Origin of the sequence: Pseudoalteromonas sp. SG44-1 (genome assembly GCF_014164315.1) — a bacterium.
Taxonomy (GTDB): Bacteria; Pseudomonadota; Gammaproteobacteria; order Enterobacterales; family Alteromonadaceae; genus Pseudoalteromonas; species Pseudoalteromonas rhizosphaerae.
In genome coordinates, this window is the sequence record NZ_JACJEW010000024.1 from 1 (window position 1) to 25,808 (window position 25,808).

Below are 25,808 nucleotides of genomic sequence, written 5' to 3' on the forward strand. Positions count from 1 at the left end.
AGTATGTTTTATTGCAATAGGTATACAAGGATTTTATAAGCTTGTTATTGAGGAAATAACAAGTGGCGGAGTGGACGGGACTCGAACCCGCGACCCCCGGCGTGACAGGCCGGTATTCTAACCAACTGAACTACCACTCCGCAGTGGTATGTGCATGGGGTAATGCACTTACTAATTTTATTACTGATATCAAGTGGCGGAGTGGACGGGACTCGAACCCGCGACCCCCGGCGTGACAGGCCGGTATTCTAACCAACTGAACTACCACTCCGCAGAGATATCATTATACTTGTTATTACTTAATTTGTTGGCGGAGTGGACGGGACTCGAACCCGCGACCCCCGGCGTGACAGGCCGGTATTCTAACCAACTGAACTACCACTCCAGCATACAAATTTTGTAATATAACATTGTTTAAATAGTTGGCGGAGTGGACGGGACTCGAACCCGCGACCCCCGGCGTGACAGGCCGGTATTCTAACCAACTGAACTACCACTCCAGCGCATATTTAAACTGTTATTTTTTCTTATTGGCGGAGTGGACGGGACTCGAACCCGCGACCCCCGGCGTGACAGGCCGGTATTCTAACCAACTGAACTACCACTCCATAATAAGAATATGTTTTACAACCATATGTTGTGTAAGTGTTGGCGGAGTGGACGGGACTCGAACCCGCGACCCCCGGCGTGACAGGCCGGTATTCTAACCAACTGAACTACCACTCCAGCGTGTACTTACAAATTGTCGAAAATTGGCGGAGTGGACGGGACTCGAACCCGCGACCCCCGGCGTGACAGGCCGGTATTCTAACCAACTGAACTACCACTCCACATTTTCGTTGCTGTCTGAGTCTCCCCTGACAGCGGCGTGAATAATACGAACCAACCCCTACTTCGTCAAGGGCTTTTTTGTTTTTTTACAGGTTTTTTAGTCATCTGACATCGAAAGGTTTAAAATTTCACCGGATCTATCACTTTTTGAACCATTTTTGTCGAGTTCTTTTTTTTCATTACTTTGCGGCTCATTTTCAACTGCTGTTTTTTTCTTCAAAAATGGTAAGTTGATTTTCGGCATGATTGATTTTTTCTGCACAAATACACGAATTGCTAACCAACCCAACAGCAAAACCAGTAAATTCCCGCCAACAATTAAACTAATAAATGTAATTGTTGCCATTGATTCGGCTTCCTTAGCAACTCTTTCTATTTCTTGTTGCTGTGCTGGGGTAATAATTGGTGCTGGTAATTCAGGCACCACTTCAATTGGCCGCTCGATTTCAAATTTATAGGTCGGTAAAGTTGCCATAAATTCACGGCCATTTACATTAGTGCCAAAAACAGACAGTTCAACACTGTATCGCCCCCAATCATAATTTTTAATCGTCAGCTGGCGGGTCAAACTGTTTTTAGCATCAAGCGTAAACATTTGCTCTTCATTATTGGGATAATAAATTTTACCTTGGATCAATACCGTCTCTGGTTGCACTATTTGGTTATCGAGGGTAATAGTTAAATGATGTTCTTGCAGGTCATCTTCGGCTAAGGCGATTTCATAACTAAAGGGGGGTTCTTTAACTTCGATAAGATCTTGCACGACGGTGCGCTTTAATAATGGGGTTTCAATATATAGCTCTGGTCGCCATTGTCCGGCTGGGAAAACTAATTTAAATTCACCGGTAAAAATACCATCTTTAGGGCGCTCATCGAAACCACGGCCATCGTCTTTAAATTCAGCAACATTCTGAGTGCCAGCGCCAAAGTTTGCAAAGTCACTGTTATTGGTGCTAATAAAATCAACATTTAAACTGACCACATCCCGAAATAAGCCCACTTGAATCGGCTCACCATCATTTAGTATTTGCCCTGTAATTTTAACTGTTTCGCCACGAAACAGTAATGGGGGTAATGGTTCGGCTTGTAATTCTACTTCTCCTAACACCACAATCCGGCTTTTCGGCAAAATACTACCAACGACCTGCCAAGGCCCAGGCATTGGCTGCTTAATAGTAATCAGATCATAACTTAGCTCATCAAACCATTGTAGGTTGTCATCTTTTCTCGCCGAGGTTGCATAATATTTACTGCCATCGGGTTTTACCAATACCACTGCTGGTGCACCGGGCTTGCGAAAAAATAATAAGGTGATTTCGTCAACTTTATAATCAATACGAAAACGATTTTCCAGTAAAGGAATTTCATTTTGCCGCCCATCGCGCTGCAGTAAGGTTATTTTATCTTCATTTGTTGCACTGCTGGTGTTTGGTAACATCATAACCAAACACACAACTAACATTATGCTTCTCATGTTTTGCCTTATTCGGCGCGCCATATACATTGACCACCGGCTTCGTTGACTATATTTAATCGCTCTTCGTGAGCGAGTTGCTCATCATTATTGGCTTGTAAGACCACCAGCGGTGGACGGTTTGAATCTAAACGACGCAGTTCTTTTTGTTGTTGCTCACTGCCTTGATTTTTATTTTGATTAAGATTGAGCTTTACCTGCCCCCCCGTCATCGCTAAATAAACGTCAGCTAAGATCTCAGAATCCAGTAGTGCGCCGTGTAAGGTACGCTTAGCGTTATCTACATCATAACGCCGGCATAACGCATCTAAGTTATTCTTCTGTCCTGGATGCAAGTCACGCGCCATTTTGAGGGTGTCGAGAACTTGGCAGTAATCATGGGTTCTTTGATAACCTTGATTGAGCAACGCAAATTCATTATCCATATGACCGACATCGAACGGCGCATTATGAATTACCAGCTCCGCCCCTCTAATATAGTCGAGAAACTCTTGAGCTATTTGATGGAATAACGGTTTATCACGTAAAAACTCATTAGTGATACCATGAACATCAATGGCTTCTTCGTCACTTTTGCGCTGTGGGTTGATATAAACGTGAAAGTTATTGCCGGTTAAACGACGATTCACTAATTCCACACAGCCAATTTCAATAATACGATGCCCTTGTTTAGGGTCGATGCCGGTGGTTTCTGTATCTAAAACTATTTGTCTACGTGCCATATCGAATTTAGCCTGACTCTGGTATCTTTCTATAATCACTTTATTGTACATAAGATCAAGGGAAAACAGTGCAAAAAACCGTAGAGATTTACACCGATGGCTCATGTTTAGGTAATCCGGGCCCCGGCGGTTATGGTATTTTTATGTTTTATAATGACCACGAAAAAAAATTAAGCCAAGGCTATACCCTCACCACCAATAATCGAATGGAAATGCTCGCAGCAATTGTTGCTCTTGAGAGTTTAAACCGCCCGTGTGAGATAAACCTCACCACCGACAGCCAATACGTGAAACAAGGTATTGAATCATGGCTTGCTAACTGGAAGAAGCGAGGCTGGAAAACGGCTGCTAAAAAACCAGTTAAAAATGTCGATTTATGGCAGCGTCTTGATGCAGCCTGCGCCCGTCATAATGTGACTTGGAAGTGGGTAAAAGGTCATAGCGGCAATAAATACAATGAAATTGTTGATGATTTGGCGCGTGATGCCGCTGGCAGTAAAGATTTATTAGTCGATGAAGGTTACAACCCTGAATAATATTAGTAGGTAATTCATCATAAACCATTTAACAACTTAGTTATATGATATAAGCTTTGGATATATTAAATAATGGAGTTGTTAAATGGCTATCTCGATCGAGTCTTTTTTTCATCAGCAAAGTGCTACCTTTACTTATTTAGTGTCTTGCCAAACCACTAAATCTGCCATGTTGATCGATGCCCCTGCTGACTTTGATGCTGCTAGCTGTACGTTAAGTTTTCAAACCGCCGACGAGATCATTGCCCATATAAACGATAACCAACTTATTCTTGAGTGGGTTTTAGAAAGCCACGCCCATGCAGATCACATTACTGCCGCCAGTTATATAAAGCAGCAACTTGCGGCATATCATCCTTGCAAGTTAGCAACCGGTAAAAAAATAATACAAGTGCAGGAGCATTTTAGCCGCCTGTATAATATTGATATGCCATGTGATGGTAGCCCATTTGAACAGCTATTTACTGATAACGAGCATTTTGCACTGGGCGCACACAAGGTTACTGTATTAGCGACACCAGGCCATACTCCAGACAGTGTGTGTTATTTAATTGAAGGCAACTTGTTTGTTGGTGACACATTTTTTATGCCCGATAGCGGTACTGCACGCTGTGATTTCCCAGGTGGCAGTGCCAAAACGCTTTATCAGTCACTGCAACGTATTTTAGCCCTGCCCGATGAAACTATTTTATGGATGTGCCACGACTATCAGCCGGGTGATCGCCCGCTTGCCAACAAAACATCGGTACTCGAGCAGCGCACCAGTAATATTCATCTACAAGCCTCTGAGCAAGATTACATAACAACCCGTAGCGCCCGTGATGCAACACTCAGTGCGCCTAAATTATTGCACCCAGCAATACAAATGAATATTCGCGCAGGCCAATTACCAAAAGCACAGCAAAACAGTCAGCGTTATTTAACGCTTCCGCTCACAGTGTTGCTTTGAGGTTTGCCGTAAACCCGCTCCTTTTACTGGAGCAAACTGTGGACGAGCGTGCCATTTAGGCTTTATGGGTGTCAAAGGCGCAACTCGTTTACGAGCGACCAACATATACACACTTCCCATGGGTTTTAGATATTGCTTGGTAAAACGTCGCCATGGCGCAAACCGCGATAAACGGTTGCCTCGTGCTAATGACGAATAAATAAAACGTTCATCACTGACTATTTCAAAACCTAATAGGTTAAGCCAATCTTTTACTCGTGCGGGAGTGAAAAAGCGTCCCGTCCATGGCAACTTTTGACCGCTAAAGGGCAACAATTGCGCCAGTCCACATAAACTAAATGGGTTAAACCCGGTGATCACCATATAGCCACCTGGTATTAAGGTGCGGTGTGCTTCACGTAATATATGATGCGGATCGGTGTGATACTCTAAGCAATGGCTTAATATACAGGCATCAACACTGTGCTCGTAAAAAGGGAGTTCATCTATATCGGCAACAACACCTGTAAATGGTCCTGACTCTGCTACGCAGACTTGGTGTTTAATGGTGCTTTTACTGGTATTAAGTTCGCCACTGAGATTACCGAGTTTTAACATGTGATAGCCAAACATTCGCGGTAACCACTTGGCCATTTTACGTTCTATATCACTACGTAAATAGTCACCATGAGGAAACTCTTGCCACGACAGTGGTTTGGGTCCTTCTTGAAAACTAAGGGCTGGTTTCATACGCTGAGCTCGTTATACTGTTTGATATCGTCACTTTATAGAGCAATGTCACATGGTGCAAGTCAAAGCAATTAAAGCCTTTTCTGATAATTACATTTGGTGCCTTAGCGACCCTACAAGTTCGCAAGCATGGGTAGTTGACCCAGGTCAAGCTGAACCAGTGTTAACTTATTTAAACCAAGCAGGTTTGACCTTAGCGGGTATTTTAGTTACCCATCATCATTATGATCATACTGATGGCGTAGCCACTTTGTGTGAAAAATTTGTAGGTATTGATGTATACGGCCCACACAATAGTCCATTTAAAGGGATCACAAAACCATTAATGGACGCGGATAAGATAACCGTACTTGGGACAGAATTTTCCATCATAACAACACCTGGACATACCTTAGATCATATTTGTTACCTTAACCCTAATTTAGCATTTACTGGCGACACTCTTTTTAGCGGTGGCTGTGGGCGTTTATTTGAAGGAACCGCTGAGCAGATGCAGCACTCTTTTGATAAATTAAAAAAATTACCACCTGAATGTGAAATTTATTGTACCCATGAATACACGCAGGCAAATTTAGCTTTTGCGTTGGCGGTGGAACCTAGCAACCGCGATTTAATTGAGTACGCACAGTGGGTAGATATTCAGCGTCAAAATAATCAAATTACCTTACCAAGTACACTCGCATTAGAGCTAAAAATAAACCCATTTATGCGAACTGATATTACTGGAATACTAAAGCGCTTACCTGAAACATATAATCCGAGTACAAAAAGCACCTTACAAAATAATGAACCTTGGCAAAACTTTGCAGGTCTTAGAATCTGGAAAGACCATTTTTAAAAAACAATCTAATAATAATCAAGCAATTAAATTTTTAGATAGTTGATTATTACGATTTTAGATAGTCAAAAAGTGGCAATGTTATCTCATTACAGGTAGTATTCGCCGAGTTTTTTACCTGATGCATTGGTATTTATGAATAAATCCCCCCTTGTTTTAGCCTTAGCACTAGTGCTAAGTGGATGTCAAACATTAACATCAACACAACCTGATGACCTAGTTGCTAATCACCCAGAACAATCGCAACTTGAAGGCGCAAGCCCAAATGATATTAGCGAAGCGTTGATGATCAATGCGCAATATCACCAAGTAAATGATGTAGATGAAGCACCTATTTTTGATGATGTATGGGAGCGTATTCGTTATCAACTATCGATTGAAGTCCCGCAAAATCGGCCTGTCGTCACTGAGCGTAATTACTACGCAAGACACCAAGCTTATTTAGACCGTATTTCAAAACGTGCTGAGCCTTATCTACATTTTATTGTAGAAGAAATTGAAAAACGCGATATGCCAATCGAAATTGCATTGCTGCCGATTGTTGAAAGTGCCTTTGATCCATTTGGCTACTCATACCGCAGTGCATCAGGTATTTGGCAATTTATGCCACAAACTGGTGAGCGTTTTGATTTAAAGCAAAACTGGTGGTACGACGGTCGTCGTGACATTGTACAATCAACCCGTGCGGCGCTTGATTATCTATCTTATTTACATAAAACCTTAGAGGGTGATTGGCTCAACGCCATCGCGGCCTATAACTCAGGTGAAGGGCGTTTATTACGCGCCATAAAAAAGAACCGTAAAAAGCACTTGCCTACTGATTTTTGGTCTCTTGATTTACCCAGTGAAACCACCACCTACGTACCAAAACTATTAGCATTATCAGACTTATTAAAACGCCAAGATGACTTTGGGATAAAGTGGAACCCGATTATCAATGCACAAGTTGTTGAAGCGGTTGATGTAGGTTCACAAATTGATTTAGCACTGGCCGCGGATATGGCTGATATTAGCCTGACTGAATTATATCGTTTAAATCCAGGTTTTAATCGCTGGGCAACGGATCCAAATGGTCCTCACTTTTTATTATTACCAACAGATAAAGTTGAGCAGTTTCAACAATTATTAGCTAAAACAGCGATGAAAGATCGTCTGCGTTGGCAACAATATATTGTCGCAAGCGGTGACAGTTTATCGGTGATTGCGAAAAAGTTTGCCACCAGCACCAGTGCTATCAAATCACTCAATAAACTAAAGTCAAATACCATTCGTATTGGTCAGCAATTATTAGTGCCGTTAAGTGACGGTGCAATCAATAGTAAACACTTACCAAAGCAAATGCGTATGGCGGTGAATAACAATAGTCAAAAGAAGCTCTCGCATACGGTTAAAAATGGCGATACTTTATGGGATATAAGCCGAGAGTACGATGTAACCATTAATGAACTCGCTAGCTGGAATAAACTTAAAAAGAATAGTGTGTTACGTTTAGGACAAAAGTTAACGGTTTATCAGAGCCCTAAGACCCCTCAGGCGGCGTTAGCCAGTACCAATCGAACAATCACCTATAAAGTTCGCCGTGGTGACTCTCTGGCTCGCATCGCAGCTAAGTTTAATTTAACAGTCAACGATATTATCAAATGGAATGACTTATCAGGACAAAAATACTTACAACCAGGACAAAAGTTAAAGCTTAAAGTGGATGTGAAAAGCACCTAAACGAAGTTATACAGATAATAAAAAAGAGCGTTTTCGCTCTTTTTTATTATCTACTGAGGTAACTTAGCTAACCACTCTTGGAGCCATGGCTGAGTTACTGGCCAAGGTTCAAAATCTTCACAGGCATCGATTTCTAAACGATGACCGATAGGTTGTGCTTGTAAGTCACGAAATAACTCATCAAAACTTCGCCCTGCGCCACAAAACGTATCACCATAACTTCGGTCGCCCATGGCGATAATACCGTATGGCTTAGCAGTTAACATAGGAAAAGTGCTATTCAACTCGTTAAAAAAACCAGCAAGGTTGTCAGGAATATCACCTTGTCCGGTGGTCGAGGTGATCACTAAAATATGTGTGGCTTGCTGAATATCTGCAATGGTTGGTTGATCAACTAAATTTACGCTGTGCCCTGCTTGTTCTATTGCGTCAATAACGTCGTCACTTAAACGCTCGGCACCACCATAAACACTGCCTACAAATATGCTAATAGTTGCCATTAATAATCCTTCTCTTGATGTGGCCAGCCAAGCTGTTGACAAATAGTGAGCATTGCTTCACCTAGCGGCGCTTTAATATTGATTTGTTGTTGAGTATAAGGGTGCACAAAATTAAGCTCAGTTGCAAATAACATTAATCGACGTAATGCAAAATGCTCTCTAAAAAATTGGTTATGCTGATTATCACCATGATTAACATCACCAATAATAGGCAGTGATAAATGTTTTAAGTGACGGCGGATTTGATGCTTACGACCAGTTTTAGGAAAGCACTCCACCAGCGAATAGCGCACTGTTGGGTATTTATCAATTGGTATCGGTAACATTGCTTGCTGCAAGCAGTTAAACTGAGTTTGTGCCTCTTGTGGGGCTTTATTTTGATCAGCAAACTTATCCGCAATTTTATCCAGCTGTTCTTTTAGTGGTTTATCTAAAAACACCGACTCCGGAGCAAAACCACGCACTAACGCGAGATAACGTTTCGAGATTTGATTATCAATAAATAACTGATTAATGTCCCGTGCAGCTTCAGAGCTCAATGCAAACAGTAACACACCTGATGTTGGCCTATCTAAACGATGCACAGGGAACACATGCTGGCCAATTTGATCGCGCAGCATCTGCATCGCAAATTGTGTTTCGTGTTTATCTAAAAATGATCGGTGTACTAATAAACCAGAAGGCTTATTAATTGCGATATAGTTTTCATCACGGTACAAAATTTCAAGCTCGCCAAACTCAACGGGGGCTGGACGTTCATTCACTATTACTTCTCTTCCTAATAACTTATCAAGCTGAGCTAATAATTGCATCACAGCTGCACCACCATTTTTTTGCGCTAACATGAGTTCAGCCATTGGCGCGATGGCAAAATTACTCGGTAACGGCTGTTGTTGAGCGACTAACATTTGCATTTTTTCAATAAATACAAATTGTAACCACTGCTCAAACGCCATAGTATCGTGACAAAATGGCACTGTTGAGTTTAACGCTTGCGGATCAATTGGAGTATTTTGCCAAAGTTGATGCTGTTTTAATAAGTCTTCGAGTTGCGTTAAGTAAGTTTGGGTCTGTTGGTACATAACCACCCTTGTTGATTATCATTGCTTGATTATACCCTGTTCCAACATGGCCTGCTATGGCGTATAATTTAACGAATTTTGCAGTAAAAATCAGTGGATCATTATGACCGAGCAGATCGCAACCTTAGGGCAATTACTTGATGGCGCAGGCACAAATTGGCGCGTTTTTGATATTGGCAGACATATTACCAAGCTAGATAAAAAGCAATTTTTAGCCATTGAGCAAGCACAGATCCCCTATCCTTTCCCGCTCGCAGGCCATGCATGGTTAGCTATTCAGTTTTGGGATAGCAAAGCCAGTAGCGAGCCCTACGTGTGGTTTTTAAAGTTTCCAGTTGATGAGCAAAGCAAACTGGTATGCGCCAGTCGCGATCACTTTGCCAATATGGTAATAGAAGCACTTGGCAATGATTTGACCGGCGAGCAAGCTGACGGGAAGCTTGATAATAACCCGTATGTGTTTACACCTAACGCAAATAAACTAGCTGCATTTAATGCACAGTTAAAAGTGTTATTAAAACAACCTGCCTCACAATATTATGAGTACACCCAACTGTATTTTAGTGGCAAACTAGGGTTTGATAATTGGCAAAGTGTTGCAGTACAGGGGATTGCTGATTTTGCATTACGCTTAGATAGCGATAAAAATCTAGCGTCATTACAACAAGCCTGGGAGCAACTGCCAGCTGAAGTGTTACAACCGCTCAGCGCAATGCTTGAACATGTTGAAATACCGCCGGTATTTAGTCAACAGTTGTTAAGCTACGCCCAGCAAGCCATTGCGCAAAAAGATACCTTAGCACTGTGTTGTGCCCTACGTGCAATGTCAAAAGCACAAGCGCAAACACTTACGGTACAATTAGTGGATACTCTTTTAGATTCAGAAATCGCCACAGAATCGGATGTTTTACTGACCATTGCAGGACGTTGTTTTAACTTGCTCACTGATCCCGAGCGGTTACATATTTTTATGGACAATTGCGCCCACCATCAGCAAATTGAAGAGCTTTTCCCAAGTATTTTTGCTGACTTAGTTGCAATACCGAGTATTCGACCACACTTATTAGGTTTACTTCGTAAAGAAAATCGCAGCGAAACCCTCGCGCGAGCAATTGGAAGGTTATTCTCGTAAATGGCAAGTTTATGGACATTCATTATCATTGGTAGTGTAATTTATTTGTTTTGGCTTAATCGTAAAGTTGCTGAAGCTGCCAACGCACACGCAAAACGTCAAAGCGACCAGCTACAAGTGCAATTAATGAGTGTCGCCTGCACTAAACGCCGCTTTGGCCTTTTAAAAAGCGGCAAACCTGGTATCAAAAGCGAGTTTATTTTTGAATTTTCCAGTGATGGTGAAAGCGTTTATCAAGGGGTGTTATTTATGGAAAATGAAATGCTGAAAAGCGTTTTAGTGCCGCCGCATAAGATTTAGTAGTGAGTTAGTGAGTTAGCAAGTTAGCAAGTTAGCGAGTTAGCAGCGCACACTGATATTTAATCATTTCACGTTAACTATAAAAAACTAAGGCGTAACATATAGTTACGCCCCAATCTGACTTCGTCCATAATAAGGCATCCATACCTACGCCGAAGCTACCATTTTTATCTATCCCCTGAACGGGTATATATCCAAATACACCCTCACATTGCATCTATGCAATATCCTACACATCCTAGTGTTATCCTCTTTGCCTACCTGGCCGTCCTGCGTTTCCAAACGCTCCTATTACTTCCTGTAATATAATCCTTTGGGCTATCCTTATCATTAGCTCCGCTAATGTACTGCATCCTCGCAGTGTCCTAACTCATCCTTGCATCCGTGTTAACTTGTCCATTTGCTTCCTGCTAAGCATCTTGCTTAATTGCCATAATCCGTTTCCTTGGCAGCAGCTCATTCATTGAGTCTGTGTCGTCTTGACAAAGTAAAGTTTAAAGCAAAATGGACTCAGCGGTAGTCATAAATAATAATAATTTTCATGTAACAAATTTGCAAAAACAATTTTTTTACTATAAAACAGTTTGTTACGATGAAATCAATCATGATCACAGCGATATAAAAGGCTTAAGCGCACGATAATGTGAGACATCTCCTACAGTGACATTTCCATTATGGCGCTTTATCTTAAATCAATGCTATTGAGCTGATTTAAATAGCAGTTCACCTTGTACATTGTTAAAAGTCAGTTGTTGTAAGTGCACAAAACCTTCACTGGCAAAAAACGCGGTATGTTTATCTTGGGTTACAAATACAGCCATACCCGATGCAGCTGGATTACCGCTAACTAAATCATTCAAGCCACGCAGTAGATGACGGCCGAGGCCTTCACCATGAAAATGAGGATCAACTGCGATAAAGGCTAAAAAATAGTAATTTCCTTGTGCTGCGAGCGCATTACGGATCGTTTGCTCTTTTTCAATTAATTGATTTGTTTGCAAATAGCCAGCACTAAGCATTAACTTTAAACGCCAGTGCCAATAGCGCTGTGCTTGCAGCTGACTTGATGATTCGAATACACACGCAACCGCTTTTAAACGATCATTTTTATATAAACCAATCAGCGGCTGTTTTTCTTGCCAAAAAGTACTGAGCTCTTCACGGATCAGAGCACGTAATTTTTTTTCATAAACGGCTTTATTCGCCTCACTATAATTGAGCATTGGTTGCAATAGCGGATCATCATGATAAGCTTGATAGATTAAGCTCGCAGCAATACTAATGTCTTCTGCAGCGATATATTGAACTCGAAATGTCTCATTTTCAGTCTCAACTGTCATAGCTAGTCCTTTTTATTATTTTGATTTTTTGTACATCAACAACTATAGGTATATTCCTATCTGCGTTAAAAGGCAAATTCAGCGGGTGTTAAACTCTAACAACCCATCATAAAGTTCTATAACTGTTTTACCGTTACCATCAAGGGGCATGACATGGATACCACTAAACACGATATCAATACATTATTCAAACAACTCGGCTTACCAAGTTCAGAGGCTGAGATTGACACTTTCATTGCTGCTCATTCATTACCCGCCACAACATTATTACAAGACGCCCCTTTTTGGGATCAAGCACAACAACATTTTATTGCTGAATCATTAGCAGAAGATGGTGATTGGAGTGAAGTGATTGACGAACTGGATGTACGTTTACGTCAGCAGTAAAAGTATTTGGCTACGGCCAACCACCTGTTATTATACCCGGCGCAGCACATGTTAGTGCTATGCCTTACTTTAAAGAGTTTAAAAATCGAATGAATGCTGTTGTTTTTGATGCAATTAAAGCCCTTCTTGATGAAGGCAAAATTCCTACTGTAGCTTTAACTAAAAGTAAACTGACACAACCTATTCCATTGCCTGTTATTATTGCTGCTGTTAGCCAATATAAAAATAACCCTGATTCTATCCATAATTTAGCAAAACAACCTCAGCAAAAAAGTGAGACTGTAGACAACTCTAGTCAACTTGATCGCATCGAAACAAAACTAGACCGCTTACTGGCACTACTTGAAAAATAATAAATTAGAGATCCATCATGTTTGTTGTTGATTTAACGTTTGATTGTTACCAAGATACGACCCTTGAAAATGCCGAACAAGCGATAAACCGCTTAGTTAATGCACTGCGCTTTAATGGGCAAATAATGGGGGAAGAATTTCCAACTGTGCTCAAAGATGGTTACTTCGTTACCCGCGTAATGTGCCCGACTGATGAGGCAATGCACCCACTTAACAACAGTCCGTTTGTTAAACACAGTATTGATAAACTTCATGATGCCGGGTTACTGGCTCCTAAAGTCAAAGTGATTGGTCAAGATATCCACTCCAATGGTGCTGATCAGTGTCATGAACCATCGAGTTATATTTTATATACCACGTATGTTCATACATGTAGTCCATTGTATTGTGGTGATGACTTTTTACCGGTGCCTTTATTTCGTATTCCTGCGATTGCCAATGGTGATTATAAAACCTTAATAAAGTGGCAAGAAGATTGGCAAGCGTGTGATCAAATTCAAATTAATGGCGCTACACGGTGTGAATTTCCTGCATTAGATGAAATATCAAACATTGATAGCGATCTTTCTCGTCGCGGTAAAGATATTGCCAAACGTGTTAGCTTTTTAACTAAAAAGCCAGTTTATTATTATTTGTATCGGGTTGGTGGCAAAGACAAAGCATCTGAGCTTGAACGTAAATGCCCAGGCTGTAATAACGAGTGGAAGTTACCTGAATCATGGTTTGGCTTATTTGATTTTAGATGTGAACCATGTGGTTTAGTGTCTAATATATCGTGGGATTTTCAGTAATAAAACAAAAGGGAACTGCAGTTCCCTTTTTTAGCATTGTTATATTTCAAGTGCTGCAATAAACTCTCCAAGATTAGCCGCTAAGGTATGATGCGGTTTCTTTCCGACATACTCCAAACATACTTCACCTGAAGAAATTAATACTGATACTAATAAGTCGTCTTGATCCGTTAGGCCTATAAATACCGTTGGCTCTTGCTTAAGCTTACGCTTCATCAGTACATGCCCGGTTATATTTTGCTGCAGTAAATCAAAGTCATCTTCATTCCAAGCTTGCAGTAACTCCACGCTATGTTGGTTTATTTTGGCAGTAATTGCTCCTGCGAAAAACGCGCCATAATACTCATTCAGTGCTTGTGGAAACTCAACCTCAAGGGCTGCTGCTAAATCAGTTAAAGAGCCTGTAGGACTGCGACGCGTCGCCTGCCATTGGATCATACCATTTGCATCCGCACTGCCAACCTCACAAGGGCTTGACCAATCACTGTCGTGCTCAATACATGGTAATGAACCTGTTTGCTCTAACTGGCGCTGGGCAAATCGTTGATGAAGTTGTTCTAGTTCTGTAGCAATACTCATACTGTGAAACTCATAAGCTTTAGGTATAATGGCGCTATTGTAACTATAAAAGACGTAACATGACAGATTACAGCAATTCACCTGAACTAAAAGGCAGCGTACTTGGCCAATCAACCGAGTATGTAGATACCTACACACCGAGCTTATTGTTTCCGATCGCACGTAAACTTAACCGCGATGATTTAAACATTGATGAAAGTGCCTTGCCCTTTAAGGGTCAAGATCTTTGGACTGGCTATGAGCTGTCGTGGTTAAACGCAAAAGGTAAACCTGTGGTTGCCGTGGCCACCTTTGAATTTCCTTGTCAAAGTAGCCATATCATTGAATCAAAGTCTTTTAAGTTATATTTAAATAGCTTTAATCAAAGCCGTTTTGATTCAATTGATGACGTACAGGCTATTCTAACTGCGGATCTATCGACAGCAGTAGCAAAGCCCGTCAATGTTACTTTGTACAGCCCGAGTGATTATAACTGTTTACCCTGTACGCCGTTGCCTGGTGAGTGCATTGACGACTTAGACATTGAAATTGATAACTACCATTTACATGCTAACTCTTTACAAGCGGTCGCGACAAATACAGTGACTGAAACACTGCACAGTCACTTATTAAAATCTAATTGCTTGATCACCTCACAACCTGACTGGGCGAGTATTATTATTCGCTATACCGGTGAGCAAGTATGTAAAGAGTCTTTATTGCGGTATTTGATTTCTTTTCGTACTCATAATGAGTTTCATGAGCAATGTGTTGAGCGTATTTATTGTGACTTAATCACGCAATTGAAGATTACCAAGCTTGAAGTTTATGCCCGTTACACCCGCCGTGGTGGCCTTGATATCAACCCATATCGATCCACAGATCACGATACAATACCATTTAACGTGAAAATAAACCGCCAATAATAACCATTTTATTGTATAGAACCCCGAGCCCGCTCGGGGTTAATTTTCAACTCGCTAACTTTCTAGCTCACTAACTCTTTTAGTTGGTATTGGCATACCGCAGACATCAACATAATTAGGCGTTTCTACAAACCATGTTTCACTGCGATTTTGACGCGCTTTAATCAACATTTTAAAACTATTAGAATCTGTTTTTAGCACCTTAAATTGACTCAGGTCCTCTTTGCTTATATCAGCTAAAACTTGCAGATCCGTTATTGGATTAAATTTCTCTCCTGCTGTTTCTATGCGTGAGAGCAGATTAAAATGAGCCATGCCTTCTAGCACCCGGCCAAATACGGTAATATTTCTATCTAAGTAACGAGGTCCATGACCTAATGTGACATAAAACTCAGTGCCACCGCTGTTAATATCATTATCCCTTGCCATCGCAAATATACCGTTACAATGTACTTGCCAAGTTTGGGTTTGCGCTTCATTTTGTGCCACTGCAAAGCCATTTAAAAACCCCGTGATTGCAGCGTAACCATCTTCTCTATCCAGTTCGGTAATTTTAAGTGCCATTTTAGTCGCTAAATAAAACTCAGCAGGTACAGCTTTACTTGCAGTGTTAATTACTTTTTTACCACTGGCATCACCGCCTTGGGCTACAAAACCTTCCACAAAACGGTAAACACTCAAACCTCTATAAAAGCCTTCACGAGCAAGTTTTTTTATATTCTGTGTGTGTTTTGGTGCAAGTAATGGATTAAGTTCAATATACGCCGCGCCCGAAGGTAGAGTAATTTTAATGATATTATCAGCATCTACCATTCGCCATTCTGATGCGCTTACATTACTCATTACATCACTGACTGTTAGTTGTTCAACCGTGTTTGCCACGCTTGTTTGACTCAAGATTAACGCAACCGCAGCTAAGCATGATTTTTTCAACATATCCCACAACTTTTTTTATTATTAGTGGTGCTACATTATTGGGTTAAGGCTTTTTTATCAAGCCAAAATTGTTGTTGCTGAATCGGCGCACTGCCCGGCAATAAGGGATTGCGAAGCTGAATAATTAGACGATTTTTTAAATTAGCTTGCGCAATAGTGATAGCAGACTTACTTAATACCAGTGCGAGTAACTCAGCAGGATAAGGATGACCTTCGGCTTAGCTAACACTTAATTGCGTGTTAGCTAAGCCACTAAAAAAACAAAATAAATAAGCTAAAATATATGCTCTCAATGCATCATGACCATTAATCTAAATCGAATTTATAAAGAATATCAACATTTTGATACAGGCCACTGGTGATTTCAATGTATAACTGCGACAGTAACTGATAGCGTACAGCCACTTCACTAAGGGAGTCAAAAATCCCCACACTGTATTTCACTTGAATGCCTGGCGCAACGTAACCCGAAATTTCAACTTTGGTTTCCTCGCCGCTACCCTTAGAGCTCAAACTCACATCAGATAAACCAAACGTTTCACCAACTTTAGAAACCATTCCTTCGCTGCGGCTCACCCCTTGCGATAGCAACAACTGAGTTAACATCGCATCGGTTGAGCTATCACCTTCACCTAATGGTTGACCATTTAACAAGTAAGCGAGTGATTGTGCTTGATCCATTGCAGGCTCTGAAAACACTTTGAATACAGGCTGGTCGATATTGCCTGTTAAAGTGATCCCGGCAATAACATCATTAGCTGTATTGGCTGGATTACGGATCGCTTTAATATTTAAGTACGGCTTATCAATTGGGCCACTAAAACCAATTTGCCCGGTGCGAATTATCAAATCTTGACCAAATGAACGATATGTCCCTTGTCGTAAATTCAATTCACCGGTGGTGATCATCGGCGTTTGTTGATCCATTTTAATCGCTAAATCACCTTCAATTTTTGACTCCAAACCAAAAGATTTTATACGCACATCGTTTTCAACAATTAGCTTTAAGTTTATATCGTAATCAAAAGGCACAGCTTGCGTTTGCTTAGTCTGCTTATCAATAATAATCTCATCATCACTGACTCGCACAGCGCCTTCTGGTAACTCTTCGATTTCTATTCGACCATACGGGACAACCACTTGCCCTGCTAGTTTAAAAGCATGATCAACTAAACTTATTTTTAAGTCTGGGGAGATCTTAAAAATCACTCCTTGCTGCGCACGCACATAAAACTGCTCACCAAGTACCGCTAAGTTAACTGCAGGCTGAGTCCCTTGCCAATCAATATCACCGGTCAGTGCTAAGTCACCGCCTTCAGCATCTTTTAACTGACCCTCTAAGGTCGCTTTGGTTTTATCAAATGCGATACTAATATTTGAATCCACAATCGCGACTGGAAGTTGCTCGCCTTGTAAATTCACGTCGGCAATCTCAAGTTCACCATTTAACAATGGCGCACTGAGCGTGCCAGCTAACGCAATTTGCCCGCTGATACTGCCTTTTAATTGCTCTAGAGTACCCATAAAAGGCTGTAAATCGGTTAATAAAATCTTATCAATCATAAGTTGACCACGAAGCAATTGCTGACCAGTTAAATCTTCAGCATTGAGGTCAGCACTGATATCACCAATCACACTAGAGCTTAGACGAGCCTGCAATTGTGCATTTTGTTGACCCGCGGTGGCGTTAAGCGAAAACGTTTCTATTGGTAAACGATAGCGTTTATCTTCATTTATAAGCGTAGCCGCCAAATCATGTGAGCTAATTGCTGCTGTTAAAGTTTGTAATTGAGCGTTTTGCCAATTCGCATTTAGTTGGCCGTTCAAGCCCCCTTCGGTAATAATATTCTCAGGTAATAAATGTTTTATTTCGGCTAGATCAAAATTATCCAGTTGCGCTTTAAACTGACCTTGTTGGTTAGTTTGGCTAAGCTGCTCAACGCAAAGTTTGCTATTGTCACTTTTCCAGCAATGTTGCTGCACCGAAAAATCGCCATTGTCGATATTAAATTCAATTGCAACCGCCGGTTGTGTGCTAACACGAATAACATTATCAGTAAGTAATACATCACTGACACGGCCTTGCCATACTTGATTAATAAATTTACCAGCAACTTCAAATTGAGCTTCTCCGTCAGCGGCATCTAAATTAAGTTGCAGTTGATGATCAGCTTTATCACCTGCAGCTGCTATAGTAAAACTGTTGATATGACGACCAGATACGCTCGCATCGGTGAGTTTTAAACTCACATTGGTTTGCCAATCAGCGGCATAATTAAAGTCTGTTTTGAGCGCTAAATGTTCAATCGCAATATCAGCAAAGCTTAAATGACTGATGCCAACATCTAAATTAACTATCGGCTCCAATCGTTGCCCAGTTATCGCAAGCTTACCTTCACCAACGCCGGTAAATTCGAGTTCATTTTGCTGCGCTTTATTTAAATGTAACAGCCCTTTAATATTCCACTGCTTAGTGATATCACCAGATAATGTAAGTTTATTTTCACCACTGGCAAGCTCAAACTTATCAATACTTGCATACAGTGAGTTATTTAAATCAAAGTCTGAGGCAAAGCTAAATGGTATATCGTTCAGCGTACCAGCTAGCTGAGTATTGGTCATTTTCAGCTGCCATTGCTGCTGCTTAGCACTGAAAACACCGTTAAATTGCCCTGAAAGATCACTTGTTAGCGCATCTGTTAGGTACTGGGCTTTCAAATGAGTTAATTGCCCTGAAAACTCACTATGGATACCTTCATCCCAACGCGCAGACGCTGTAATAGTGGCTTTACTCTCGTTCGCTAACAATGACAAGTCATCGACGTGGATCTGGGTTAGGCCACCTTTAAGAGAGGACTTTAACTGTACCTTAGGGTATGCCGCCAACTGACTTTGTGCTATTAGCTGTAACTTATAATCATCAGCATTACCTTTGCCAGTTAACTGCACATCACTAATCTCTAAAGCGTTGTTATCTACTTCAAGCTGCCACTGAGTAATATTTGCATTGACTGAAAAAGGAAAGTTTATCGTTTTTAAATCTGCGTTTATTTTTGCACTTAGCGGATATTGCCCTTGGGTGACTACATCTAATTGCAAATCGTGTAAATCACCATCCACAGCCAAACTGAGCTGATGCTCTGGATTGTTAAGAGTTATTTTTGCCGTAACCGGCGTATCATCAACTAAGGAGGCTTTTAATTGGCTACTCAAATGCCATTGCAAATAGTCAGCACTGAATGAAGGTAATATCAGTTGATTTTTTGCAATTGAGAAAGCACCTTTAATATCTGTAATTTCATGACTTTGCTCACCCTGTACAATCGTTACTTTCGATACCAATAATTGCTCAAGTGTTGCTGCAAGCGGCGAGCTAAAATGGATGTCAGGTAACGCCGCAAGTGCAGTTAGTGGTTCGCTAGGAGGTGATTGAGTCTCTTTAAGCAGCACATCAACTTGAGCAATTGAGAGTGATTTTAACGTCACAAGGGATTGCTCTGCCGAGGCTGACAGCGCAAATTTTGTCACTGTGACATCAGCGCTGGGATGAGCAAGCTTAAACGATGCAATTGCGATACGTTTAATCGAAATTGCTATCGGTAAACTGATTTCATCAGTACTACTGGCAACTGGCAGCTCTGGAACAGTCGCTTCATCATCAGCTAAATTTTGTGAAGTATCGGGCAATACCAGTGCCATGCTCTGCGCACTTATATTTTCGATGCAAATACCTTCACATCCCCACCAATATAGATCGATTTTTAGGTTTTTAGCATTAAAATCTAAGCCACCTTGTTGAAACCGCACATCAAATGAATCGTTATATAAAAAACGGCCATTGTTAATATCTATGTGTAAGCCATCGACTAGTTTGTTTGCGGTATAGGCAATCAACTGATTACCCGGTGCTGTAAATAATAAACAAAATACCAGCACGAATACCGAGGCAAGAAACACTGTGAGTGCGGTGATGATTTTTTTCATTCTTGACATTAAATTTCAGGCCCTATGGTAATACTTAATCGTGTACTGTTACTTTCTTTAGTGAGTCCCCACGCGTGATCAATTCTCACAGGGCCTACTGGTGTTAAATAACGAATACCAAACCCAGCCCCCACTTCTACACGGTCAGTAAAGTCATTGGTCGCTGTACCGCTGTCTACAAATAAGGCTGCTCGCCAACTTTCTGCAAACTGGTAATTATATTCAACAGTACCTGTAATTAGATATTTACCACCAATCAAACGACCGGCTTCATCTTCAGGTGATATTGATTGATATGCAAAACCACGTACGCTTTGATCACCACCAGCATAAAAACGCAGTGAAAATGGTACGTTATCAATATCATCAACCAACATTGCACCAATATTTGCTTTTAAAAAAATCAGATGTCGGTCAAGGTATGTTTGCAACCAAGCATTTTGTATCTGCATTCTGACGATATTAGTAGTTGAAAACATGTCCTTTAAGCCAAACTCTGCCGACACCAGCCATTGATATCCTGATGATGGTGTTGTGCCTCCCTCGGTAACTTTTTTAGCGTAACTGAGCCCGGGCATTAACATTTTTGAGCTTTGCTCTGTATCGCCAATTCGGTATGTTTCACGATCGCGGCGTAAAAAAGCGGTACGAACCCAGTTATCATTGGTCAACCATTGCCGTTGTAGTTGCCCTGTGAGAATTTTACTGTATACGTCGTTAGTTAACTCATCTTCTAACTTGTAACCAACAGAAAAACGCCATAAGTCATCATTTGGATCATCAACAGGGACAGTGTAACCAAGTGAAATATCTTGCTGACGCTGTGACACATTTAAGTTACTTTCAAGGTAGTGGCCATTTTCAGTGATCCAAGGCTTAGACCATTTAAAACGCACTTTGGGCCCCAGATCTGTACTGTAGCCGCCGCCTATTTCATAACTATTGGCAGGTTTGTGTAGCACGTCAACCCTAATAGGCACTTGCTTATTTGCACGATTAGAAATATCAGCGTAAACACGTACGCTGGCAAAATAAGGAGTGGTTGAAAGCGCTAAGTTATACTCAGATACCAAGGTTGCTTTATAAGCTTCACCTTGCTGAAATTTTGCAATAGAACGGATGTATTTTTCAGCTCGAGTTTCTTCACCCAAAACTAACTCACCAAATTGATAACGAACACCGGTGTCGATCGTTAGGATCACTTCAGCACTGTTATTCTTTAATGAAATTGCGAGTTGGTGTGCTAGCCATTTAACATCAAAATATCCTAACTCAAGCAATTGCCCTTCAATTTTTTTACGCGCCGCATCATAGTTACTGTGATTTAAAATATCCCCTTGATTTAAATTAATAGTGTTGATGCTATGCTTGAGTAGAGGGTCATCTTTACCATCACCTTGGACAGTAATACGTACGTCTGCAATTCGTGTTACAGGTCCGCGCTCAATAGTGGCCACTAAGGTTTGTGTTTCATTATTATAATTTAACTTAATGGTCGGTTTATAATAACCAAGTGCTTTTAAACTACTCGCCACTTGTTTTTTTGCATGACTTAACAAAGTACTGGTTGCATTGTCACCTTCTAATTGTTTTAAGTACAGCGCAACGTTTTTTTCAAGATCGCCCTTAATACCATTAATTTCATAACTAGTTACCACTTGCGCAGCTGCAAATACATGAAACGAAAAAAATAAAAATAAACCAACCGCAAAGCGAGTTAATATCCAACTAGGCAAGTAATTTCCTTACTTAAAAACAATTTACCGATAATTATTGAAATAGTACCATATTGAAGTCACTTCACGCAGTAACTCAAATGTGAAAATTAGTACGCTTATGTGCTTTATTTTGGTTACAATAGTCGATACTAATTTGAAATAATTTTATTGAGTTTTTAAATGCACTTTCCTGATGATGACAATGGCCAACTTTTAGCTGAAATCGCCGCTGCGGGTATAGATTTGGCCCAAATGCACAAAATTGATTTCTATATTTTATTTGAGCAAAAAGTAGATGCCGTAAAGTTTGCCACCGCGATAGCCAAAGATGAACTCTCCCCTGCCACCGAATTAGTGCAATGCACAGACACCGGTATTTGGGAAGTGGTAACTCAGGTAGAGATGGTGCCAGATCACACTTTACTTGGCCAAACAGAGCAATATTTAGAAAGTATTGCAAATGGCTATAACGGTTATGGTGATGGCTGGGGATTAATGGATGGCGACGACGCCTAAGTCTAAAATCAGTTAAGCTTATTAATAGCTTAGCTGATTTGCCTTTCTGAAGTTACCTTGATAATCAAATAGTTTATCGGCAACCTTCCAGCCATATTTTTTACTCTTTCTAGCAATAACAAAATCCGGTGCAACAAGCTGCATCTGTCCAGCAATAACTTGTCCAGCTGACTTATATTCTGTGGGTGTTTGACCATTAGCAGTACGCTGAGCAAATTGTTTATTAAACGCATAACGGGCGCCGGACTTTGAGAAATCATAAATTTCATCGCAACTAGCACCATCTTCATCATAATAAGTAACTTTAATAATATGTTCGTTATTTGCAAGGCTAACAACACTTAAACCACTGCAACGTAATACCAATGCATCTTTTAAATTTAATGCAGCACGTAGTTTATCATCAGGATCAGCCATTACCTCATGGCAAGACTGGCACTGACGTGCGGCAATATCATTTTGCGCACCACACGCTTCACATTCTTTAAAGCGAAAACGGTAATCACATTGCTCTTTTGAGCCATCATCATCTTCGAGTAAACCTTGGCAGCGACGGCCAAAATGCTCAATCACTTTACCTTGTGTATCGGTTTTTCCCCAAAATATATTGGCAAAACCACAACCCGGGCAAAGTACTTGTACAGGCTCGTTATCACTATCGCCTTTTTTACTTCCTACTTCGGGGTAAAATAAGTCAAAGCCATTACCTGCATAATCAATTACCAAACACTCGGTTTTCCCTTCGCTTAAACGCAGGCCTCGACCAACAATTTGTTGGTATAAACTAACCGACTCTGTCGGGCGTAAAATAGCAATAAAATCAACATGAGGCGCATCAAACCCGGTGGTGAGCACCGATACATTGACTAAATACTTTAGTCGGCGCTGCTTAAATTCCAAAATAATACGGTCACGTTCAGCGTTAGGAGTATCCCCGGTGATCAAAGCCGTTTGTTGTTCAGGCAAATAACCATAGACTTCTTTTGCATGCAATACGGTCGCAGCAAAAATCATGATCCCTTGGCGTTGCTCGCTGTACTGAATAACTTGCTGCATAATAGCTTTGGTTGCTCTGCTATGCTTTTCTAGCAACTGGTTCATATCATCGGCTGTATAGCGTCCGAAGGAATCACTTTGTAAAGAAGAAAAATCATAATGACTGATCGCCGCATCCACTTCCTTTGGCGCAGTCAAATAATGATGCTTGATCATATAACGCAGGGGTAGTTCAAAAATACATTCTCGAAATGGACTCGCTTTATCGCCTCGAACAAAACCATGATAATGGCGATAATAAACCCAGCCCATTCCCATACGATAAGGCGTAGCGGTAAGTCCAAGTACTTTTAACTGCGGATTATATGCTTTTAGCGCAACGATCACTTTTTGGTACTGGCTATCTTGCTCACCACTGACACGGTGACATTCATCTATGATCACTAACGAATAATGTTCGTTAAGTTGCTCAAGATTGCGTGACAGCGATTGGATACTGGCAAACGTTACTTGATGTAGCAATGACTTTTGTTTTAAACCCGCAGAAAAAATACTCGCCTGAAGGCCAAAGCTTTTATATTTTTCAGCATTTTGCTCAACAAGCTCTTTGACATGGGCAAGTACTAAAATTTTCTTTCTGGCAATTCGCGCTAACTCAGCGATCACCAAGCTTTTACCTGCACCCGTAGGTAATACAATTAAAGCAGGATCTGAGGTTTTACGAAAATGAGCGACAGTGCGATCAACCGCTTCTTGTTGATAGGGTCGTAGTACATACGTCATAGTGGCAACTTCGAAGGGGTCAACAAATAATGGGGTAATAACTATTTTGTAAATAAAGAGGGGGTATACACCCCCTACAGTATTAAGCTAAGTGGTCGGTAAGTTCAACACCTTGGAATGCTTTAGGGCGTTTACCACGGCCAGTCCATTCAACAATTTCACCCTCAAACTCAATACGGTATTTAGGCATTACTTTTGTGCGTTTATCGTGGGCACCGTCTTGAAGATCATCAAGAGTAAGACCTTTTGCTTTTAACAGATCAAGTACTTCTTGTTTCGCTTGCTGCTGCTGCGTATATTTTGCAATCGCATCGCCAAGTAATGCCTGTGCTTTTTCTAAGTCTGATAGACTCGCTGATTTAATAAAAGCTTTAACTTCTTTCATTTTTTACTCACTAAGTTGTAAAGTTATAAATTAGATATGATTCAACTAAATTATAAGCCTATTCTTTAAAATAGGCCAAGCTGATTAAGCAGTTTTTAAGGATTTTATTTAAACTAAGATTAATCAATAAGATTAGTATAGTCATTTATTAAAGTTAAGTGGTTTATTATTCACTTTATCAGCGCTGAAAAATATACTTAACATGCTTAATTAACCTAAAGAGTATGCAATCCTTTTATTTAAAAACGAACGTTCATCTCAATATTTTCGCAATTACATAAATTCATTTGATCACTTTATAATACAACTACATCGACGTTATTAGCGTTTTAAACCGCCCCGCTAAACCAATATCATTAATGTTTTTTTCAAGACCAATAGAATAGGATTGCTTTTGGTCAGCCCAAGATAAACTCGTGTACACATTATCGCTATTGTCTTTAAGTACATAAAGGACCCCAGGGTTGCTATTTACATAATAATTCACCGCGTCCGCATCAATATATACGCCACTGCTTTGACTAAAACTAAACATTTTTATAATCACAGTACCAAACGTATCATTCTTGACAATCTGAGTTAACTGATCCCAACCGCTACCGGCAATAAAATTTCCGCCAACGGTTTTACTCATAACAGTAAATTCTTGTTGCAACAATATATTATCTAAAGCAACTGTGTCTCCTGCAAATTGCTGCGACAAATTAGTTTGGTCTGCGGTTGATTGCGCCGCCATGATTTCAGGTTTTAAGGTGCGCAGAAATAGTTCATGGCCATTTTTGTGCTCTGCAATCACTTTTTCAATATCTTTGATCTGAGATGTGTCCACTAACGCAAAACCATTGGTTTTAGTCTCTAAAGCAAGCCGTAAATAGCCTGTATCTTGGGCAGTATTAATTTTATCATGTTCGTGCAGTTCAATTGGCGTTTCTGTAAAAGAAAACACCTGAGCGCCCTGCGGTTGCGCTGCATGTTCTGCAAGAAAAGGATTAGAATTTAAATCGGGCTCATTAGCAAAAGCTACAACCGAGAATACAGCTATCATCGTTGCACTGAATATCACGTTACATTTTTTCATAATAGGCTCTTTATCCATAAAGAAGGCAATTAAGGGTGTTTAACTAACAATCAGTATAGTCGATTAAACACACAACTTGTACCTATATAATAAAATTATTCTTTTAATTTATATCTCGATGACGGTTATAAATAGCAGCCCTTATAGCGTGTACCTCCCCTTTTAAATTAAGCAACAACCATCTTACTTATATTTAAACAGATACAAAAAAGCCCTGTACGTGCAGGGCTTCAACCATCTGAATA

Annotated in this window: 24 protein-coding genes, 7 tRNA genes and 1 pseudogene; 11 read left to right on the forward strand and 21 right to left on the reverse strand. The window is 40.6% G+C overall.

Annotated features, from left to right (window positions below):
* Positions 1–63: 63 nt before the first annotated feature.
* The 9 genes from H5187_RS12340 to dnaQ all read right to left on the reverse strand — a co-directional run bounded on the left by H5187_RS12340 (position 64) and on the right by dnaQ (position 3,027).
* Positions 64–140, reverse strand: a tRNA-Asp gene (locus H5187_RS12340).
* A gap of 54 nt (positions 141–194) precedes the next feature.
* Positions 195–271, reverse strand: a tRNA-Asp gene (locus H5187_RS12345).
* A gap of 37 nt (positions 272–308) precedes the next feature.
* Positions 309–385, reverse strand: a tRNA-Asp gene (locus tag H5187_RS12350).
* Positions 386–423: 38 nt separating this feature from the next.
* Positions 424–500: transfer RNA gene (locus H5187_RS12355), tRNA-Asp, on the reverse strand.
* 31 nt (positions 501–531) lie between these two features.
* Positions 532–608: transfer RNA gene (locus tag H5187_RS12360), tRNA-Asp, on the reverse strand.
* 41 nt (positions 609–649) lie between these two features.
* A tRNA-Asp gene (locus H5187_RS12365) sits at positions 650–726 on the reverse strand.
* A 27-nt stretch (positions 727–753) separates the two neighbouring features.
* Positions 754–830: transfer RNA gene (locus H5187_RS12370), tRNA-Asp, on the reverse strand.
* 98 nt (positions 831–928) lie between these two features.
* Complete coding sequence (locus H5187_RS12375; protein WP_404675522.1) at positions 929–2,272, reverse strand: TIGR03503 family protein; 1,344 nt, start codon at positions 2,270–2,272, stop codon at positions 929–931.
* A gap of 41 nt (positions 2,273–2,313) precedes the next feature.
* Positions 2,314–3,027, reverse strand: coding sequence for a DNA polymerase III subunit epsilon (dnaQ, locus tag H5187_RS12380; RefSeq protein WP_182717952.1), 714 nt, complete (start codon positions 3,025–3,027; stop codon positions 2,314–2,316).
* A gap of 68 nt (positions 3,028–3,095) precedes the next feature.
* Between dnaQ and rnhA the strand changes: the two genes are divergently transcribed.
* Complete coding sequence (rnhA, locus tag H5187_RS12385; RefSeq protein WP_145241653.1) at positions 3,096–3,563, forward strand: ribonuclease HI; 468 nt, start codon at positions 3,096–3,098, stop codon at positions 3,561–3,563.
* A gap of 85 nt (positions 3,564–3,648) precedes the next feature.
* Complete coding sequence (locus H5187_RS12390; RefSeq protein ID WP_182761640.1) at positions 3,649–4,512, forward strand: MBL fold metallo-hydrolase; 864 nt, start codon at positions 3,649–3,651, stop codon at positions 4,510–4,512.
* Here the strand turns inward: H5187_RS12390 and H5187_RS12395 are convergent.
* Positions 4,483–5,241 carry a class I SAM-dependent methyltransferase gene (locus H5187_RS12395; RefSeq protein ID WP_145241649.1) on the reverse strand — a complete coding sequence of 253 codons (759 nt, stop codon included), beginning with the start codon at positions 5,239–5,241 and terminating at the stop codon, positions 4,483–4,485. The genes H5187_RS12390 and H5187_RS12395 overlap by 30 nt on opposite strands.
* A gap of 52 nt (positions 5,242–5,293) precedes the next feature.
* Here H5187_RS12395 and gloB point away from each other — a divergent pair, with 52 nt between their 5' ends.
* Together gloB and H5187_RS12405 are read left to right on the forward strand one after the other, a co-directional pair.
* The gene (gloB, locus tag H5187_RS12400) at positions 5,294–6,079 is read left to right on the forward strand and encodes a hydroxyacylglutathione hydrolase (RefSeq protein ID WP_182794492.1); all 786 of its coding nucleotides are present in this window, start codon (positions 5,294–5,296) and stop codon (positions 6,077–6,079) included.
* A gap of 135 nt (positions 6,080–6,214) precedes the next feature.
* The gene (locus H5187_RS12405) at positions 6,215–7,798 is read left to right on the forward strand and encodes a LysM peptidoglycan-binding domain-containing protein (protein WP_149982931.1); all 1,584 of its coding nucleotides are present in this window, start codon (positions 6,215–6,217) and stop codon (positions 7,796–7,798) included.
* A 50-nt stretch (positions 7,799–7,848) separates the two neighbouring features.
* On the opposite strand, the gene H5187_RS12410 is transcribed toward H5187_RS12405, so the two are convergent.
* The 3 genes and pseudogenes from H5187_RS12410 to H5187_RS24615 form a co-directional block, all read right to left on the reverse strand.
* Entirely contained in the window at positions 7,849–8,298 is a 450-nt protein-coding gene (locus H5187_RS12410) for a flavodoxin (RefSeq protein ID WP_149982930.1), read from the reverse strand.
* The gene (truC, locus tag H5187_RS12415; RefSeq protein WP_310736236.1) at positions 8,298–9,062 is read right to left on the reverse strand and encodes a tRNA pseudouridine(65) synthase TruC; all 765 of its coding nucleotides are present in this window, start codon (positions 9,060–9,062) and stop codon (positions 8,298–8,300) included. The genes H5187_RS12410 and truC overlap by 1 nt, the downstream gene beginning before the upstream one ends.
* A 30-nt stretch (positions 9,063–9,092) precedes the next feature.
* Positions 9,093–9,380, reverse strand: a pseudogene (locus H5187_RS24615) (YqcC family protein); the annotation flags it as partial.
* A gap of 103 nt (positions 9,381–9,483) precedes the next feature.
* Between H5187_RS24615 and H5187_RS12420 the strand changes: the two are divergent.
* The gene (locus tag H5187_RS12420; RefSeq protein ID WP_182717948.1) at positions 9,484–10,512 is read left to right on the forward strand and encodes a DUF3549 family protein; all 1,029 of its coding nucleotides are present in this window, start codon (positions 9,484–9,486) and stop codon (positions 10,510–10,512) included.
* Positions 10,513–10,812, forward strand: coding sequence for a DUF3301 domain-containing protein (locus H5187_RS12425; RefSeq protein ID WP_169019573.1), 300 nt, complete (start codon positions 10,513–10,515; stop codon positions 10,810–10,812).
* 698 nt (positions 10,813–11,510) lie between these two features.
* Here the strand turns inward: H5187_RS12425 and H5187_RS12430 are convergent.
* Positions 11,511–12,152 carry a GNAT family N-acetyltransferase gene (locus H5187_RS12430; RefSeq protein WP_182717947.1) on the reverse strand — a complete coding sequence of 214 codons (642 nt, stop codon included), beginning with the start codon at positions 12,150–12,152 and terminating at the stop codon, positions 11,511–11,513.
* A gap of 153 nt (positions 12,153–12,305) precedes the next feature.
* Between H5187_RS12430 and H5187_RS12435 the strand changes: the two genes are divergently transcribed.
* The 3 genes from H5187_RS12435 to H5187_RS12445 all read left to right on the forward strand — a co-directional run bounded on the left by H5187_RS12435 (position 12,306) and on the right by H5187_RS12445 (position 13,683).
* Positions 12,306–12,539 carry a DUF2789 domain-containing protein gene (locus tag H5187_RS12435; protein ID WP_145241632.1) on the forward strand — a complete coding sequence of 78 codons (234 nt, stop codon included), beginning with the start codon at positions 12,306–12,308 and terminating at the stop codon, positions 12,537–12,539.
* A gap of 89 nt (positions 12,540–12,628) precedes the next feature.
* A complete protein-coding gene (locus H5187_RS12440) occupies positions 12,629–12,892 on the forward strand; it encodes a hypothetical protein (RefSeq protein WP_182784871.1) in 264 nt (87 codons plus the stop codon).
* A 17-nt stretch (positions 12,893–12,909) separates the two neighbouring features.
* The gene (locus H5187_RS12445) at positions 12,910–13,683 is read left to right on the forward strand and encodes a Zn-ribbon-containing protein (protein ID WP_182797913.1); all 774 of its coding nucleotides are present in this window, start codon (positions 12,910–12,912) and stop codon (positions 13,681–13,683) included.
* A 39-nt stretch (positions 13,684–13,722) separates the two neighbouring features.
* On the opposite strand, the gene syd is transcribed toward H5187_RS12445, so the two are convergent.
* Complete coding sequence (syd, locus tag H5187_RS12450) at positions 13,723–14,262, reverse strand: SecY-interacting protein (protein WP_182797914.1); 540 nt, start codon at positions 14,260–14,262, stop codon at positions 13,723–13,725.
* A 59-nt stretch (positions 14,263–14,321) separates the two neighbouring features.
* On the opposite strand from syd, the gene queF reads away from it, so the two are divergent.
* A complete protein-coding gene (queF, locus tag H5187_RS12455; RefSeq protein WP_182717945.1) occupies positions 14,322–15,167 on the forward strand; it encodes an NADPH-dependent 7-cyano-7-deazaguanine reductase QueF in 846 nt (281 codons plus the stop codon).
* A gap of 54 nt (positions 15,168–15,221) precedes the next feature.
* Here queF and H5187_RS12460 read toward each other — a convergent pair whose 3' ends face one another.
* The 3 genes from H5187_RS12460 to H5187_RS12470 form a co-directional block, all read right to left on the reverse strand.
* Complete coding sequence (locus H5187_RS12460) at positions 15,222–16,103, reverse strand: peptidylprolyl isomerase (protein ID WP_182797915.1); 882 nt, start codon at positions 16,101–16,103, stop codon at positions 15,222–15,224.
* Between the two features lie 306 nt (positions 16,104–16,409).
* On the reverse strand, positions 16,410–20,096 hold the full coding sequence (locus tag H5187_RS12465; RefSeq protein ID WP_182797916.1) for a translocation/assembly module TamB domain-containing protein: 3,687 nt from the start codon (positions 20,094–20,096) through the stop codon (positions 16,410–16,412).
* Entirely contained in the window at positions 20,096–21,811 is a 1,716-nt protein-coding gene (locus H5187_RS12470) for an autotransporter assembly complex family protein (RefSeq protein ID WP_404936145.1), read from the reverse strand. The genes H5187_RS12465 and H5187_RS12470 overlap by 1 nt, the downstream gene beginning before the upstream one ends.
* A 174-nt stretch (positions 21,812–21,985) precedes the next feature.
* Here H5187_RS12470 and H5187_RS12475 point away from each other — a divergent pair, with 174 nt between their 5' ends.
* A complete protein-coding gene (locus H5187_RS12475; protein ID WP_182797917.1) occupies positions 21,986–22,321 on the forward strand; it encodes a ribonuclease E inhibitor RraB in 336 nt (111 codons plus the stop codon).
* A gap of 21 nt (positions 22,322–22,342) precedes the next feature.
* On the opposite strand, the gene H5187_RS12480 is transcribed toward H5187_RS12475, so the two are convergent.
* From H5187_RS12480 to H5187_RS12490, 3 genes are all read right to left on the reverse strand, one after another.
* A complete protein-coding gene (locus H5187_RS12480) occupies positions 22,343–24,100 on the reverse strand; it encodes a DEAD/DEAH box helicase (protein WP_182740007.1) in 1,758 nt (585 codons plus the stop codon).
* An 82-nt stretch (positions 24,101–24,182) separates the two neighbouring features.
* Positions 24,183–24,485, reverse strand: coding sequence for an H-NS family nucleoid-associated regulatory protein (locus H5187_RS12485; protein WP_182784863.1), 303 nt, complete (start codon positions 24,483–24,485; stop codon positions 24,183–24,185).
* Between the two features lie 307 nt (positions 24,486–24,792).
* On the reverse strand, positions 24,793–25,563 hold the full coding sequence (locus H5187_RS12490; protein ID WP_182784861.1) for a hypothetical protein: 771 nt from the start codon (positions 25,561–25,563) through the stop codon (positions 24,793–24,795).
* Positions 25,564–25,808: the final 245 nt, after the last annotated feature.